The organism is Pantoea sp. GABEPS69 (assembly GCF_045780835.1).
Taxonomy (GTDB): domain Bacteria; phylum Pseudomonadota; class Gammaproteobacteria; order Enterobacterales; family Enterobacteriaceae; genus Pantoea; species Pantoea septica.
Genome location: NZ_CP118618.1, coordinates 3015966 through 3031063, shown reverse-complemented (window position 1 = coordinate 3031063; position 15098 = coordinate 3015966). Strand labels below are relative to the sequence as shown.

General features: G+C 61.6%; 12 protein-coding genes and 1 other annotated feature. Of the genes, 10 read left to right on the top strand and 2 right to left on the bottom strand.

Translation table 11 applies throughout. The features are described from left to right. Positions 1-111 precede the first annotated feature (111 nt). The 5 genes from apt to htpG all read left to right on the top strand — a co-directional run bounded on the left by apt (position 112) and on the right by htpG (position 5757). Positions 112-663, top strand: coding sequence for an adenine phosphoribosyltransferase (gene apt / locus PVE98_RS14890; RefSeq protein WP_048784550.1), 552 nt, complete (start codon positions 112-114; stop codon positions 661-663). A gap of 139 nt (positions 664-802) precedes the next feature. Beyond that, complete coding sequence (gene dnaX / locus PVE98_RS14885) at positions 803-2794, top strand: DNA polymerase III subunit gamma/tau (protein WP_096072712.1); 1992 nt, start codon at positions 803-805, stop codon at positions 2792-2794. Next, positions 2142-2203 (top strand) — a sequence feature (DnaX frameshifting element). It overlaps the preceding gene by 62 nt. A gap of 55 nt (positions 2795-2849) precedes the next feature. Then, positions 2850-3179 (top strand): YbaB/EbfC family nucleoid-associated protein, encoded by a 330-nt coding sequence (locus tag PVE98_RS14880; protein WP_033752664.1) that lies wholly within the window; start codon positions 2850-2852, stop codon positions 3177-3179. Beyond that, on the top strand, positions 3179-3784 hold the full coding sequence (gene recR / locus PVE98_RS14875; protein WP_033752663.1) for a recombination mediator RecR: 606 nt from the start codon (positions 3179-3181) through the stop codon (positions 3782-3784). The genes PVE98_RS14880 and recR overlap by 1 nt, the downstream gene beginning before the upstream one ends. A gap of 98 nt (positions 3785-3882) precedes the next feature. After that, entirely contained in the window at positions 3883-5757 is a 1875-nt protein-coding gene (htpG, locus tag PVE98_RS14870; protein ID WP_096072713.1) for a molecular chaperone HtpG, read from the top strand. 237 nt (positions 5758-5994) lie between these two features. On the opposite strand, the gene PVE98_RS14865 is transcribed toward htpG, so the two are convergent. After that, entirely contained in the window at positions 5995-6864 is an 870-nt protein-coding gene (locus tag PVE98_RS14865) for a LysR substrate-binding domain-containing protein (protein WP_048784546.1), read from the bottom strand. Between the two features lie 172 nt (positions 6865-7036). Here PVE98_RS14865 and PVE98_RS14860 point away from each other — a divergent pair, with 172 nt between their 5' ends. From PVE98_RS14860 to PVE98_RS14845, 4 genes are all read left to right on the top strand, one after another. Continuing rightward, a complete protein-coding gene (locus PVE98_RS14860) occupies positions 7037-7882 on the top strand; it encodes a DUF6024 family protein (protein WP_096072714.1) in 846 nt (281 codons plus the stop codon). A gap of 143 nt (positions 7883-8025) precedes the next feature. Further along, a complete protein-coding gene (gene adk / locus PVE98_RS14855; RefSeq protein WP_033752657.1) occupies positions 8026-8670 on the top strand; it encodes an adenylate kinase in 645 nt (214 codons plus the stop codon). A gap of 111 nt (positions 8671-8781) precedes the next feature. Then, the gene (gene hemH, locus PVE98_RS14850; protein ID WP_096072715.1) at positions 8782-9741 is read left to right on the top strand and encodes a ferrochelatase; all 960 of its coding nucleotides are present in this window, start codon (positions 8782-8784) and stop codon (positions 9739-9741) included. Between the two features lie 56 nt (positions 9742-9797). Continuing rightward, positions 9798-11099, top strand: a complete 1302-nt coding sequence (locus PVE98_RS14845) for an inosine/guanosine kinase (RefSeq protein ID WP_033752654.1) — start codon at positions 9798-9800, stop codon at positions 11097-11099. Positions 11100-11186: 87 nt separating this feature from the next. Here the strand turns inward: PVE98_RS14845 and ybaL are convergent, their stop codons facing one another. Next, the gene (gene ybaL, locus PVE98_RS14840) at positions 11187-12875 is read right to left on the bottom strand and encodes a YbaL family putative K(+) efflux transporter (protein WP_096072716.1); all 1689 of its coding nucleotides are present in this window, start codon (positions 12873-12875) and stop codon (positions 11187-11189) included. 450 nt (positions 12876-13325) lie between these two features. Here ybaL and ushA point away from each other — a divergent pair, with 450 nt between their 5' ends. After that, complete coding sequence (gene ushA / locus PVE98_RS14835) at positions 13326-15080, top strand: bifunctional UDP-sugar hydrolase/5'-nucleotidase UshA (protein WP_096072717.1); 1755 nt, start codon at positions 13326-13328, stop codon at positions 15078-15080. The last annotated feature ends 18 nt before the right edge of the window (positions 15081-15098 follow it).

Sequence of the window (15098 nt, the reverse complement as noted above, 5' to 3'; positions counted from 1 at the left end):
TTGGGCATCTTCGTGCGTGGCTTCCCTTTTTTTACTCTCTGCGTCTGATTCATTTTGGAATCTGACGCTATGGAAGCTGCGCGATATAAAGTTTTTACCAGGCGTAACATTATGACCGCAACTGCGCAGCAGCTTGAATTCATTAAAGAGAGCATTAAAAGCATTCCGGATTACCCGAAACCCGGGATCCTCTTCCGCGACGTCACCAGCCTACTGGAAGATCCGCAAGCCTACGCCGCGACCATCGCGCTGCTCGTTGAGCGCTACCGCGATCGTGGCATTACCAAAGTCGTCGGCACCGAAGCGCGCGGTTTCCTGTTCGGCGCGCCGGTCGCGCTGGGATTAGGCGTCGGCTTCGTGCCGGTGCGCAAACCTGGCAAACTGCCACGCGAGACCTTCAGCGAATCCTACGAGCTGGAATATGGCACCGATGCGCTCGAGCTGCATAAAGACGCCATTAAGCCTGGCGACGTGGTACTGGTGGTAGACGATCTGCTGGCGACCGGCGGCACCATCGAAGCCACGGTCAAGCTGATCCGCCGCGCAGGCGGCGAGGTCAAAGACGCCGCGTTCGTGATTAACCTCTTCGATCTGACCGGCGAATCTCGCCTGAAAGCGCTGGGCGTCAACTGCTACAGCCTGGTCAACTTCCCGGGTCACTAAGTGACGATGGCCTCGCCGCGCGCGAGGCCAGCAAGTGATAGGCAATGCCCGCCGTCGCTGTTAAACTACTGCAACGATATACAGGGGTTGCAGCGCGTCTGCGCTCATCTTTCCAACCACATCCAGTGATCGAATCCACATGAGCTATCAGGTACTTGCGCGAAAATGGCGTCCTCAGGCATTTGCTGACGTTGTCGGTCAGGAACATGTCCTGACCGCGCTGGCGAATGGACTGTCACTGGGACGTCTCCATCATGCTTATCTCTTCTCCGGCACGCGCGGCGTGGGCAAAACCACCATCGCGCGCCTGCTGGCGAAGGGACTCAACTGCGAAACCGGCATCACCGCCACGCCGTGCGGCCAGTGCGACAACTGTCGCGAGATCGAACAGGGCCGCTTCGTCGATCTGATCGAGATCGACGCCGCCTCGCGCACCAAGGTGGAAGACACGCGCGATCTGCTGGACAACGTGCAGTATGCCCCCGCGCGCGGCCGTTTTAAGGTCTATCTGATCGACGAAGTGCATATGCTGTCGCGCCACAGCTTCAACGCGCTGCTGAAAACGCTCGAAGAGCCGCCGTCGCACGTTAAATTCCTGCTGGCTACCACCGATCCGCAAAAGCTGCCGGTGACGATCCTCTCCCGCTGCCTGCAGTTTCATCTCAAGGCGCTGGACGTCGAACTGATCCGCAAGCAGCTCGACTATGTGCTGCAGCAGGAGCAGATCGAAAACGAACCGCGCGCGCTGCAGCTGCTGGCGCGCGCCGCTGACGGCAGCATGCGCGACGCGCTTAGCCTGGCCGATCAGGCGATCGCGATGGGGCAGGGCGTAGTCAGCAGCGTCGTGGTCAGCCAGATGCTCGGCACGCTGGACGATGAGCAGCCGCTGGGCCTGATCGAGGCGCTGGTAGACGGCAGCGGCGAGCAGGTGATGACGCTGCTCAACCAGGCCGCGTCGCGCGGCGTGGAGTGGGAAGCGCTGCTGGTGGAGATGCTGCGTCTGCTGCACCGCATCGCCATGGTGCAGCTGCTGCCCGGCTCGATCAGCGATGAAGAAGAGAGCCACGCGCCGCGCCTGCGCGAACTGGCGCGCGTGGTGCCGCCCGCCGACGTTCAGCTCTACTATCAGACGCTGCTGATGGGGCGCAAAGATCTGCCGCTGGCACCCGACCGCCGCATGGGCGTCGAAATGACCCTGCTGCGCGCGCTGGCGTTCCATCCGCAAACGGCGATTGCCGAACCGGCAGCGCGCCCAACCATGACGCCGCAGGCGGAGCCGTCCGCCGCAGTCGCGCCGCCGCAGACGCACGCCGTCGCGCCGCAGCAGCATGTCGCCGCCGCGCAGCCGCAGATGGCGCCGCCCGCGCCGCCACAGGAACGGGTCGCGCCGCCGGTCGCGGCACCGCCGGCCGCCGCGCCTGACGGCTCGTTTTCCGATACCACCAGCCAGCTCCTGCAGGCGCGCACCCAGCTGCTGCGCCAGGGGGCCAGCAAACCAAAAAAGAGTGAGCCGGCAGCGTCCCTGACGCGGCCGGCTACCTCCGCGCTGGAGCGCCTGGCCTCCGTCACCGAACGCGCGCAGGCGGCGCGTCCGCGCGAGACGGCGCCGGCGAAAAAAGAGGCGTATCGCTGGAAAGCGCAGTCGCCGGTCGAGGCGGCGCCCGAACCGGTGGCGACGCCAAAAGCCTTGCGTTCGGCGCTTGAGCATGAGAAAACCCCTGAGCTGGCGGCGCGCCTGATGGAAGAAGCGCAGCAGCGCGATCCCTGGGCGGCGGAAATCGCCGCGCTGCCGCTGCCGAAGCTGGTGCAGCAGCTGGCGCTGAACGCCTGGAAAGAGCGCACGGAGCAGGGCGTCTGCCTGCATTTGCGCTCCACGCAGCGTCACCTGAACTCCGCGTCGGCGCAGCAGGTGCTGGCGGCCGCGCTGAGCGACGCCGCCGGTCAGTCCGTTGAATTGACTATCATTGAAGATGATAATCCTGCGGTATTGACGCCACTCGAGTGGCGACAGGCCATTTATGAAGAGAAGCTGGCGCAGGCGCGCCAGTCTATCATTAGTGATACCCACATCCAGACGCTGCGCCGGTTCTTCGACGCCGATCTGGATGAAGAGAGTATCCGACCCGTTTGACCACGCTGCCGCTGTCTTATGGATAGCGATGCGGCCTTAGCTGAGAGAGAAAACTATGTTTGGTAAAGGCGGACTGGGCAACCTGATGAAGCAGGCCCAGCAGATGCAAGACAAAATGGCCAAAGTGCAGGAAGAGATCGCCGCGCTGGAAGTGACCGGCGAATCGGGCGCGGGCCTGGTGAAAGTCACCATCAACGGCGCGCACAACTGCCGCCGCGTGGAGATCGATCCCAGCCTGCTGGAAGATGACAAAGATATGCTGGAAGATCTGGTCGCCGCCGCATTCAACGATGCCGCTCGCCGTATCGACGAAACGCAGAAAGAGAAAATGGCCTCTGTTTCCTCGGGCATGCAGCTGCCGCCCGGCTTCAAGATGCCGTTCTGATGCAAACCAGTCCACTGCTTGAATCTCTGATGGAGGCGCTGCGCTGCCTGCCCGGCGTTGGGCCGAAGTCGGCGCAGCGCATGGCGTTTCAGCTGCTGCAGCGCGATCGCAGCGGTGGCATGCGGCTGGCGCAGGCGTTAACGCGCGCCATGTCCGAAATCGGCCACTGCGCCGACTGCCGCACCTTCACCGAGCAGGAAATTTGCACCATTTGCGCCAATCCCCGGCGTCAGCAGAATGGGCTAATCTGCGTGGTGGAGAGCCCGGCGGATATTCACGCCATCGAGCAGACCGGCCAGTTCGCCGGTCGCTACTTTGTGCTGATGGGCCATCTTTCCCCGCTGGACGGCATCGGCCCGCAGGATATCGGGCTGGATCGACTTGAGCAGCGGCTGGAGAAAGAGCCCCTGAAAGAGGTGATCCTCGCCACCAACCCTACGGTTGAGGGCGAAGCGACCGCCAACTATATCGCCGAGCTCTGCGGCCAGTACGGCGTCGAAGCCAGCCGCATCGCTCACGGCGTGCCGGTTGGCGGCGAGCTGGAGATGGTAGACGGCACCACGCTCTCCCACTCGCTGGCGGGACGCCACAAGATTACTTTCTGAACGCTTGCCGACGTCGTTAACGACGTCGGCTTGAAATTTTCCGCACCATCCCCACATCAACCTCAACGTTCGTTCAACCTGATTCCGTTGAGGTAACAATGACCATGAAAGGACAAGAGACGCGTGGCTTTCAGTCAGAGGTAAAACAGCTTCTGCATCTGATGATCCATTCCCTCTATTCAAACAAAGAGATTTTCCTGCGCGAGCTGATTTCCAACGCCTCGGACGCCGCCGACAAGCTGCGCTTCCGCGCGCTGTCGGACGCCAGCCTCTATGAAGGCGACGGCGAGCTGCGCGTGCGTCTCTCTGTGGATAAGGACAAACGCACCCTGACGCTGTCGGACAACGGTATCGGCATGCGTCGCGACGAGGTGATTGAGAACCTGGGCACCATCGCCAAATCCGGCACCAAATCTTTCCTTGAATCGCTGGGCTCAGACCAGGCGAAAGACAGCCAGCTGATCGGCCAGTTCGGCGTCGGTTTCTACTCGGCGTTCATCGTGGCGGACAAAGTGTCGGTGCGCACCCGTGCGGCCGGCGCGGCGGCTGATGAAGGCGTATTCTGGGAGTCGGCGGGCCAAGGCGAATATACCATCGCCGATATCACCAAAGCCGATCGCGGCACCGAGATTACGCTGCATCTGCGCGAAGGCGAAGATGAGTTCCTCGACGCCTGGCGCGTGCGCAGCATTATCGGCAAATATTCCGATCACATCGCGCTGCCGGTAGAGATTGAAAGCAAAGACGAAGAGAACGACACCACCACCTGGGAGAAGATCAACAAAGCCCAGGCGCTGTGGACGCGCAACAAGTCTGACATCAGCGACGAAGAGTACAACGAGTTCTATAAGCATATCGCGCACGACTTTAGCGATCCCGCCATCTGGAGCCACAACCGCGTCGAGGGCAAGCAGGAGTACACCAGCCTGCTCTATATCCCGTCGCGCGCGCCGTTCGATATGTGGAATCGCGATCACAAGCACGGCCTGAAGCTCTATGTGCAGCGCGTCTTTATTATGGATGACGCCGAGCAGTTTATGCCGAACTACCTGCGCTTCGTGCGCGGCCTGATCGATTCCAGCGATCTGCCGCTGAACGTGTCGCGCGAGATCCTGCAGGACAGCCGCGTCACCCAGACCCTGCGCGGCGCGCTGACGAAGCGCACGCTGCAGATGCTGGAGAAGCTGGCCAAAGACGACGCCGAGAAATACCAGACCTTCTGGAAAGAGTTTGGTCTGGTGCTGAAAGAGGGCCCGGCGGAAGACAGCGCCAATCAGGAAGCGATCGCGAAGCTGCTGCGCTTTGCCTCGACGCACAACGACAGCGCCGAGCAGAATGTGTCGCTGGAGGCGTACGTGAGCCGCATGGTGGAAGGTCAGGAGAAGATCTACTACATCACCGCCGACAGCTACGCCGCCGCGAAGAGCAGCCCGCATCTGGAGCTGTTCCGCAAGAAAGGCATCGAGGTGCTGCTGCTCTCCGATCGCATCGACGAGTGGATGATGAGCTATCTTACCGAGTTCGACGGCAAGGCGTTCCAGTCGGTCAGCAAGGCAGACGAGTCGCTGAGCAAGCTGGCGGATGAAGAGAGCGAAGAGCAGAAAGAGGCGGAGAAGGCGCTGGAGCCGTTCGTGGATCGTGTGAAAACGCTGCTGGGTGACCGCGTGAAAGAGGTGCGTCTGACGCATCGTCTGACCGATACGCCCGCTATCGTTACCACCGACGCCAACGAGATGAGTACCCAGATGGCGAAACTGTTCGCCGCGGCGGGCCAGGCGGTGCCGGAAGTGAAGTATATCTTCGAGATCAACCCGGACCACCAGCTGGTGAAACGCGTGGCGGATACCCAGGACGACGCGCGCTTCGGCGAATGGGTCGAGCTGCTGCTGGATCAGGCGCTGCTGGCTGAACGCGGCACGCTGGACGATCCTAACCAGTTTATCCGTCGAATGAATCAGCTGCTGACGGCTTAAGTAACGCTCAATGTCTGATTATTCCAGACGACGCGTCTGCTAAAACGCAGGTAGCGCTGACCGAAGAGCAAAGCGTCCCGCGACAAGGATGTCGCGGGCCGAGCGGCAGGGATGCGAATAGCGACTTTGCGATCGGTCAGCGCTATCTGCGTAAGCTCGCAGCTACAGACATGAAGGCCGGTGCGTATGCATCGGCCTTTTTTTACAGCGATGCGGTCGCGGGTGGCCTGTATGATCTTACTGCTGCGCCGCCTCGCGCAGCCAGTCGCGAAACAGCGTAATCTCCCCGTCGTTGCGCCGCGACTCCTTGGTCATCATCCAGGTCGCGCGATCGGCGCGCACAAAGCCGAGCGGGGCGATCAGCGTTCCCTCTTCAAGCTCTTTGCGCACCAGAAGCCGCGGCGCCACAATCACGCCCAGTCCGTTTTTCGCCGCCTGAATGCCGAGCGTCAAATTGTCGAAATGCTTACCCGACCAGAAATTGCCGCGCACCTCGGCGTTTTTCGCCCACTCCGCCCAGGCGTGCAGGCGCGTATCGACGTGCAGCAGGGGAAGCGCAGCGAGATCCTGCGCGCAGCGAAAGCGCGAGGCGAACAGCGGCGCGCAGAGTGGCCCAAGATAGTCGTCGCCGATCAGCGTCGCGTCGATATCCCCTTCGGGCGGCTGCTCATAGCTGAGGATCAGCACGTCGATATGCTCGCTGCGCAGCTGGCTTAGCTCCATCTGCCCCTGAAAGTGGATCTCGATATCGGGATAGCGCTGATAAAAGGTGCTGATGCGCGGGATCAGCCACTGCGACAAAAAGCTCGGCGCGCAGGAAAGGCTGAGATGATGGCGCATACCGGTGCGAATGCTGGCGCAGGTGGTGGAGAGTTCGCTAAAGGCTTTTTGACAGCTGAGCAGCAGACGCTCGCCGTGCGAGGTTAACTTCACGCGTCCATTGGTGCGCACGAAAAGCGGCTTGCCCATCCAGCTCTCCAGCTGACGAATCTGATGGCTTACGGCGCTGTGCGTAACGTGCAGGTGCTCGGCCGCCACGCTAAAGCTGCTATGCAGCGCCGCCTGGTGAAAATGGTGCAGCGCCCTTAGCGGAGGTAGCCGGGTCATACTCATCCCCTGTGTAAAAACCTAACAGGGATTGTCAGTTTATATCATTTTAAAGTCCAGCCGCATTCCGCTAACCTGGCCCGCTGATTATAGCGGGTTGACTGCCAGGCAAAGCTATGCCTGGTCTGCTGTTGCCGCCATCACCTGACCGATAAAAGAGAACCACGACGCGATGGCATTTCATCCCTGGGCCGATCGACCTTCCGAGGCGCGAGACCGGTTACGCACCCTGTTGTCACGGCATTACCGGCTGGAGCAGTATGATCTGTTCTTCGCCCCTTCGCTGCATGTGGCGCGCATCCTGCTTTCCCAGCTGTTTCTGCGTCAGGAGCAGGCGCGCAACCAGACGCGCTACGCTACCCACTATCCCGTGACGGAGCTGAACGTTTTGCCTGCCGTGCCGCTGATGGCCGGGAATATCAGTTTCGTTGCCCACGTCGCGCTGCCGCAAGGCCGCGTGCGGCCGCTGCAAGCGGCCATGCAGCAGGGCGTGGTCGACGCCAGCGAAAGCTTCGCCAGCGTGCTGCATGAAGTGGTGATCGCTCACGCCGGCCTCTTCGTGGCGCGTCTCGACCGCCATGCCGATCTGCCGGGCGGCCTGGTGCTGGTGGCGCTGCGCACCGCCGACTTCAGCACCCTGGTACGCAGCGAGCTGCGCCTGTTCGAACAGGGCCTGCCGCTGGCGGCGCCGGTGCTGGCCGCGCTGGGCCGTCTGCGCGAGCAGGGCTGGCGTCCTTACAATCACGCCAGCGTCGAGGCGATCAGTCTTAATGCGCCGCAGCCGCTCATCTCCAGCCATACGCCGGGCATGCCGTTCGCCAGCTTTTCGCTGCCGCCGAGGCTGCTGGCCGCGCTAAGTCCCGCCAGCGATCTGGAGCTGTGGCCGCAGCAGGGCTATCTGCTGGTGCGCGCCACCCAGCGCGGCGGCGCGCGCAAGCAAACCAACCTGACGCCGCACATCCTCAGGCGCGTTCAGGCGCTGTTCAATCCTGGCGGCGAATCTGAAAAAAGCGAGTAGCCGTGCCTGCCCGTCGCCGTTTATGGAGAAACGGGCTGCCGTTGCCGGCAAGGAAGCCGCGCCTTTCTTGTGGTGAGCGGGTCATAATGGTATGGTCTTCGCCTTCTAGATTGATCAATGCGATTCGCAAGGGGATTTACGCAATGCGTATTATTCTGCTCGGTGCTCCGGGCGCAGGTAAGGGCACTCAGGCTCAGTTCATCATGGAGAAATACGGCATTCCGCAAATCTCCACGGGCGATATGTTGCGTGCGGCGGTTAAAGCCGGCACCGAGCTCGGCAACCAGGCGAAAGCCATCATGGACGCCGGTAAACTGGTCACTGACGAGCTGGTTATCGCGCTGGTAAAAGAGCGTATCGCGCAGGAAGACTGCAAAAACGGTTTTCTGCTGGACGGTTTCCCACGCACCATCCCGCAGGCGGACGCGATGAAAGAAGCGGGCATCAAAATTGACAGCGTGCTGGAGTTCGCGGTGCCTGACGAGCTGATCGTCGATCGCATCGTCGGCCGCCGCGTGCATGCGCCGTCGGGCCGCGTTTATCACGTAAAATACAATCCGCCGAAGGTGGAAGGTCAGGACGACGTCACCGGCGAAGAGCTGACCACGCGTAAAGACGATCAGGAAGAGACCGTGCGCAAGCGTCTGGTGGAATACCATCAGCTGACCGCGCCGCTGATCGCCTACTACAGCAAAGAAGCGGAAGCGGGCAACACCGCTTACCACAAAATCGACGGCACCCAGCCGGTCGCCGAGGTCAGCAAGCAGCTGGCGCGCATTCTCGGCTAACGCCGTTGGGGCTGGCAGTGCCAGCCCCTTTTGCAGTAATTGCTTTTCCCTCTCCCGCTTTCCGCTACAATTCCTCCTGTTTTCACGCATCTCCGCTATCAAGGAATAACAATGAGGCAAGACAAGCCCGGCGTGTTACTGGTTAATCTCGGTACGCCAGACGCCCCCACAACTCCCGCTGTAAAGCGCTATCTGAAACAGTTTCTCAGCGATCCTCGCGTCGTCGATACGCCGCGCTGGCTCTGGTGGCCGATCCTCAATGGCGTCATTCTGCCGTTTCGCTCGCCGCGCGTGTCGAAGCTCTACGCCTCTGTCTGGATGGAGGGCGGCTCGCCGCTGATGGTCTATAGCAAGCAGCAGCGCGAGGCGCTGGCGGCGCGCGTCGATATGCCGGTGGCGCTGGGCATGAGCTACGGCAACCCCAGCCTGCAGAGCGCGGTGGACAGCCTGATGGCGCAGGGCGTCACGCGCCTGATCGTGCTGCCGCTCTACCCGCAGTTCTCCTGCTCCACGGTGGCGGCGGTGTGGGATGGTCTCTACAGCGCCTTCAAAACCGCGCGTACCCTGCCGGATATCAACTTTATTCGCGACTACGCCGAACATCCGGCCTATATCGCCGCGCTGAAAGAGTCTGTCGAGCGCTCTTTCGCGGCCCACGGCCAGCCGGACCTGCTGGTGCTCTCCTATCACGGCATTCCGCAGCGCTTCGCCAGAGAGGGCGACGACTACCCGCTGCGCTGCGCCGATACCACGGCGCTGCTGCAGCAGGCGCTGGGCCTGCGCGACGACCAAATTATGATGACCTTCCAGTCGCGCTTTGGCCGCGAACCCTGGCTGCAGCCCTACACTGACGAAACCATGCAGGGTCTGGCGAAAAAGGGCATTAAGCATGTGCAGGTGATGAGTCCGGGCTTCGCCTCTGACTGCCTGGAAACGCTGGAGGAGATCAACGAGCAGAACCGCGAGTTCTTCCTGCATGGCGGCGGCGAAAAGTTCGAATATATCCCGGCGCTCAACGCCGACGCGGCCCACATCGAGATGATGGTGCAGTTGGTCAACGCGCGTCGTTAAAGCCGCGGCGGAGAATGTGCTATCATCCTCCGCCTGTTTTTCTGACGGCGCCCATCATGAAATTTCCCGGCAAACGCAAATCCAAACACTATTTTCCCGTTAGCGCTCGCGATCCCTTGCTGCACGCCGCCTCGCAGGAGGTGGAAGAAGGCAGCTGGGTCGTGGGAATCGATCAGACGCTGGTGGATATCGAAGCCAAAGTCGATGACGCCTTTCTGGTTCGCTACGGCCTGAGCGCCGGGCACTCCTTAGTGATCGCCGACGACGTTGCCGAAGCGCTCTACCACGAGCTGCTGCGCGATAACCTGATTAGCCATCAGTTCGCCGGCGGCACCATCGGCAATACGCTGCACAACTACTCGGTGCTGGCCGATGACCGGTCGGTGCTGCTCGGCGTGATGTGCAGCAATATTCAGATCGGCGGTTACGCCTATCGCTACCTCTGCAACACCTCCAGCCGGGTCGATCTCAACTATCTGCAGGGCGTCGACGGCGCCATTGGCCGCTGCTTTACCCTGATCGGCGAGCAGGGCGAACGTACCTTCGCCATCAGTCCCGGGCAGATGAACCAGCTGCGCGCCGAAAGCATTCCCGAAGCGGTCATCGCCGGCGCGTCGGCGCTGGTGCTCACCTCTTACCTGGTGCGCTGCGGCGAAGGCGAGCCGATGCCGCAGGCCACCCTGCAGGCGATTGAGTACGCGAAACGCCACAACGTGCCGGTGGTGCTGACGCTGGGCACGAAGTATGTCATCGGCGACAACCCGCAGTTCTGGCGCGACTTTCTGCGCGACCACGTCACCATTGTGGCGATGAACGAAGAGGAGGCGCTGGCGCTGACCGGGGAATCGGATCCGCTGCGCGCGGCCGATATGGCGCTGGAGTGGGTCGATCTGGTGCTCTGCACCGCCGGTCCGACCGGCCTCTATATGGCGGGCTACACCGAGGAAGCGTTCAAGCGCAAAACCAATCATCCGCTGCTGCCTGGCGCGATCGCGGAGTTCAACCAGTATGAGTTCAGCCGCGCCATGCGTCAGCAGGAGTGCGAGCAGCCGCTGCGCATCTTCTCCCATATTGCGCCCTATATGGGCGGACCGGAGAAAATCATGAACACCAACGGCGCGGGCGACGGCGCGCTGGCGGCGCTGCTGCACGACATCACGGCGAATAACTACCATCGGCAAAAAGTGCCGAATTCCAGCAAGCATGCGCGCGAATACCTGACCTATTCGTCGCTGGCGCAGGTGTGCAAGTACGCCAACCGCGTCAGCTATCAGGTGCTTAACCAGCATTCGCCGCGTCTGACGCGCGGCCTGCCGGAGCGCGAAGACAGCCTGGAAGAGTCCTACTGGGATCGTTAAGCCTTGCAGGAAGAGGGCAGGCGCCTGCCGGAGCCTGCTTTCTTTCCGCGCGGGCGTCGTGGTAAAACGGCGCTCTGCCTCTGCAGCTTAAATCGGGCACTCGCGTACGATAGGGCGCTCGGCGATCTCCGCCTCCAGCATATGCAGCATGCTGCTGGCGATCTCGCGCTCGCCCATCACGACGCGCGTGGCGCCGCGCGCCATAATGTATTCCACTTCATCGTCGTAGTGCGCGCGCGCGATAATCTCGATGTCGTTAAACTTCTCGCGCGCGGTGGTGACGATCTCGCCCGACTCGAAGCCGTTGGGAATGGTCAGCAGCAGCCAGCGCGCGCAGTCGAGCCGCGCCAGCTCCATGGTCTCGGCGCGCACCGCATTGCCGAGCACCGCGCGAATGCCCTGTTCGCGCAGCGCCTCGACGCGCGCGCGCGAGTTCTCCACGACGACGAAAGGCACGTCCGCCTCCAGCAGCTTCTGGCCCAGCAGGCTGCCGACCCGGCCATAGCCGACGATGACCGCGTGATGGCAGATATCCACCGGAATCTGCTTCTCCTCCTCAACCGCCTCTTCCTGCGCCTGCGCCTGACGACTTTCGCTCCTCGCCAGGAATCGCTCCAGCAGGCTGAACAAGATAGGGTTGAGCATAATCGAGAGGATCGCCGCCGCCAGCACCAGGTTACGCCCCTCGCTGCTGAGCAGGTTGAGGGAGATGCCGAGTCCGGCCAGAATAAAGGCGAATTCGCCGATCTGCGCCAGGCTGACAGAGATAGTCAGCGCGGTGCGGCGCGAATGGCCCAGCAGCGTCACCAGCAGCCAGGCGGCGACAGATTTGCCCAGCACCACAATCACCAGCGCGCCCAGCACCGCCAGCGGCTGCTCCACCAGGATCATCGGATCAAACAGCATGCCTACCGAGACGAAAAAGAGCACCGCGAAGGCGTCGCGCAGCGGCAGCGTATCGTGGGCGGCACGATGGCTCAGCTCTGACTCGTTCAGCACCATGCCGGCGAAGAAAGCGCCGAGGGCAAAAGAGACGTCGAAAAACTCCACTGCGCCGAAGGCGATGCCGAGCGCCAGCGCCAGCACTGCCAGGGTGAAGAGCTCGCGCGAGCCGGTGGCGGCGCTTTTCGCCAGGATCCATGGCACTACGCGGCGGCCCACCACCATCATCAGCACCATAAAGGCGGCGACCTTGCCGATGGTGAGCAGCAGATCCCACGCCAGCAGCTGCGGGCTGGGGTTGCCCTGTTCCAGCATGCCGGCAATAGCGGGCAGCAGCACCAGCGTCAACACCATCACCAGATCCTCAACAATCAGCCAGCCGATAGCGATCTGGCCGCGCTGGCTGTCAATCAGCTGACGCTCTTCCAGCGCGCGCAGCAGCACCACGGTACTGGCGGTGGAGAGACAAAGACCGAACACCAGTCCGGTCATCAGCGACCAGCCCAGCCATGCGGAGAGGCCCATTCCCAGCAGCGTGGCGACGGCGATCTGCGCCACCGCGCCGGGAATGGCGATACTCTTTACCGCCATTAAGTCCTTCAGCGAAAAGTGCAGCCCGACGCCGAACATCAGTAGAATAACGCCCAGCTCCGCCAGCTCCGGCGCAAGATTGGTATCGGCGACAAAGCCCGGCGTAAAAGGTCCAGCCAGCACGCCCGCCAGCAAATAGCCGACCAGCGGCGAAATGCGTAGCCGCTGTGCGAGCATGCCAAGGAGAAACGCCAGGACCAGCCCCCCGACGATGGTGGTGATCAGCGGTGTGGTGTGATGCATGCCTGTCTCCTTGTGTGCAAATGTATCTGCCTGTAACAATTAAGTTTAAGGCAATGTGCTAATTTTCGCTGTGCTATTTGCGGGATAATAAGAAAAAAGTTTGAAAATAAGAGGAAAGCGGAGTCGAATCGCTGTTTTTCTCTGTTTTCGTCAATCTGAGCCGTAAAGAAGCAAGATTGCGCGGCGCGTAATAACAATATCCTCCTGAAAAATGGCGTTCTGATGACCACTATCGCGCTGGAATGCGTCCCGAAGGGCGCCAGCCGACCTCAGGCAGAGCTTTGCGCCAGCTTTAGCGCTTCGATTCTTCTTTGGCGATGAGTGTTAAAAGAAATTCAGTGCCAGCGATAGCGGCGTTTCATCTTGAGTTAAACAGTGGAATATGCGACACAGTGGGTCAGCATGCTGACACCACCCGGAACGGGACTGCTTAAAATAAGGAGACAGGCTTTGCTGTTATCACGATGGGCTACCACCGGCCTTGCGCTGCTGGCGCTGACCCCCCTGCTTTCTCAGGCTGCCGAGCCGGATCGCACTTACCGCTTTAGCGTTCTCCACACCAACGACCAGCACGGTCATTTCTGGTACAGCGCGCAGGGCGAATATGGCCTGGCGGCGCAAAAGACCTTAATGGATACGCTGCGCTACGACGTGCAGGCCAAAGGCGGCGGCGCGCTGATCCTCTCGGCGGGCGACGTCAACACCGGCGTGCCAGAGTCGGACGCGCTGGAGGCGGAGCCCGATATTCGCGGCATGAACCTGATCGGCTATGACGCTATGGCGCTCGGCAATCACGAGTTCGACCATCCGCTCGAGGTGCTGCGCAAGCAGGAGAGCTGGGCGCGTTTTCCTTTTCTCGCCGCTAACCTCTACCAGAAAAGCACCGGCCAGCGGCTCTTCAAACCCTGGGCGATTTTCAATCGTATGGGGCTGAAGATCGCCGTGCTGGGCCTGGCGACGCCCGATACCGCTAAGCTGGCGAATCCGGCGCATCTGCGCGATATCGAGTTCCGCGATCCGGTGAGCGAAACGGAAAAAGCGGTGGCGGAGCTACGCGCAGGCGAGAAGCCTGACGTTATCGTGGTGCTGAGCCATCTCGGCTATGACGACAACGGCGAGCATGGCAGCAACGCCCCTGGCGACGTGACGCTGGCGCGCAGCCTGCCGCCCGGCACCGTCGCGATGATCGTTGGCGGCCATTCGCACGATACGCTTTGCATGGCGAAAGAGAACGAACGGGTAAAGGCCTGGCAGCCAGGCGCGGCCTGCCAGCCAGACAAGCAGAACGGCGTCTGGATCATGCAGGCGGGGCAGTGGGGCGAATATGTGGGACGCGGAGATTTTACCTGGCGCAACGGCGAGGTGGCGCTGGAGTCCTACGCGCTGGTGCCGGTCAACCTCAAGCATCAGATCAAAAACGCTGACGGCAGCGAGACCTGGCTGACGTATCAGCAGGAGATCCCGAAAAATACCGCCATGATGAAGCTGCTGATGCCTTATCAGAAACGGGCCGAGGCACATCTGAACGTCGCCGTCGGCAGCGCGGCGGGGCCGTTTGACGGCGAGCGCGAGCAGGTGCGTTTTACCCAGACCAATCTCGGACAGCTGATTCTGCGCGCGCAGATGGCGAAAACCCAGGCGGACTTCGCGGTGATGAGCGGCGGCGGCATTCGCGCCTCGCTGCCGGCAGGCAAGCTGAGCTGGCGCGATCTGCTGCAGGTGCAGCCGTTCGGCAATCAGGTGGTGTCGGTGACGCTAACCGGCGCCGAGGTGAAGAAATATCTCGACGTGGTGGCGAACATCAAGCCTGATACGGGCGGCTTTGCGCAGTTTGCGCACGTCAGCCTGGTGGCGGACGGCAGCACGGTAAGCGATGTGCGGATAAACGGCCAGCCGCTGCAGGAGGATAAAACCTACCGCATGGCGACCAACAGCTTTAACGCCGCAGGCGGCGACGGCTATCCGCGCCTCGATACCCATCCGGGCTATCAGAATCCGGGAGATATCGACGCCGAGGTGCTGCGCGACTATGTCAAAGCCCATTCGCCGCTAAAAGCCACCGACTATGCGCCAACGGATGCGATCCACAGGCTCACGGAAGCGGAGAAAAAGGCGCGTGAAAAGTCGCATAAGCGCAGCTATCCGCAGATGATTCTGGCGTGGCTCTGGCCATGGGGACGGGAAACGGCGCATAACGCGCCGTAACCCCTGGCGATATCCCTG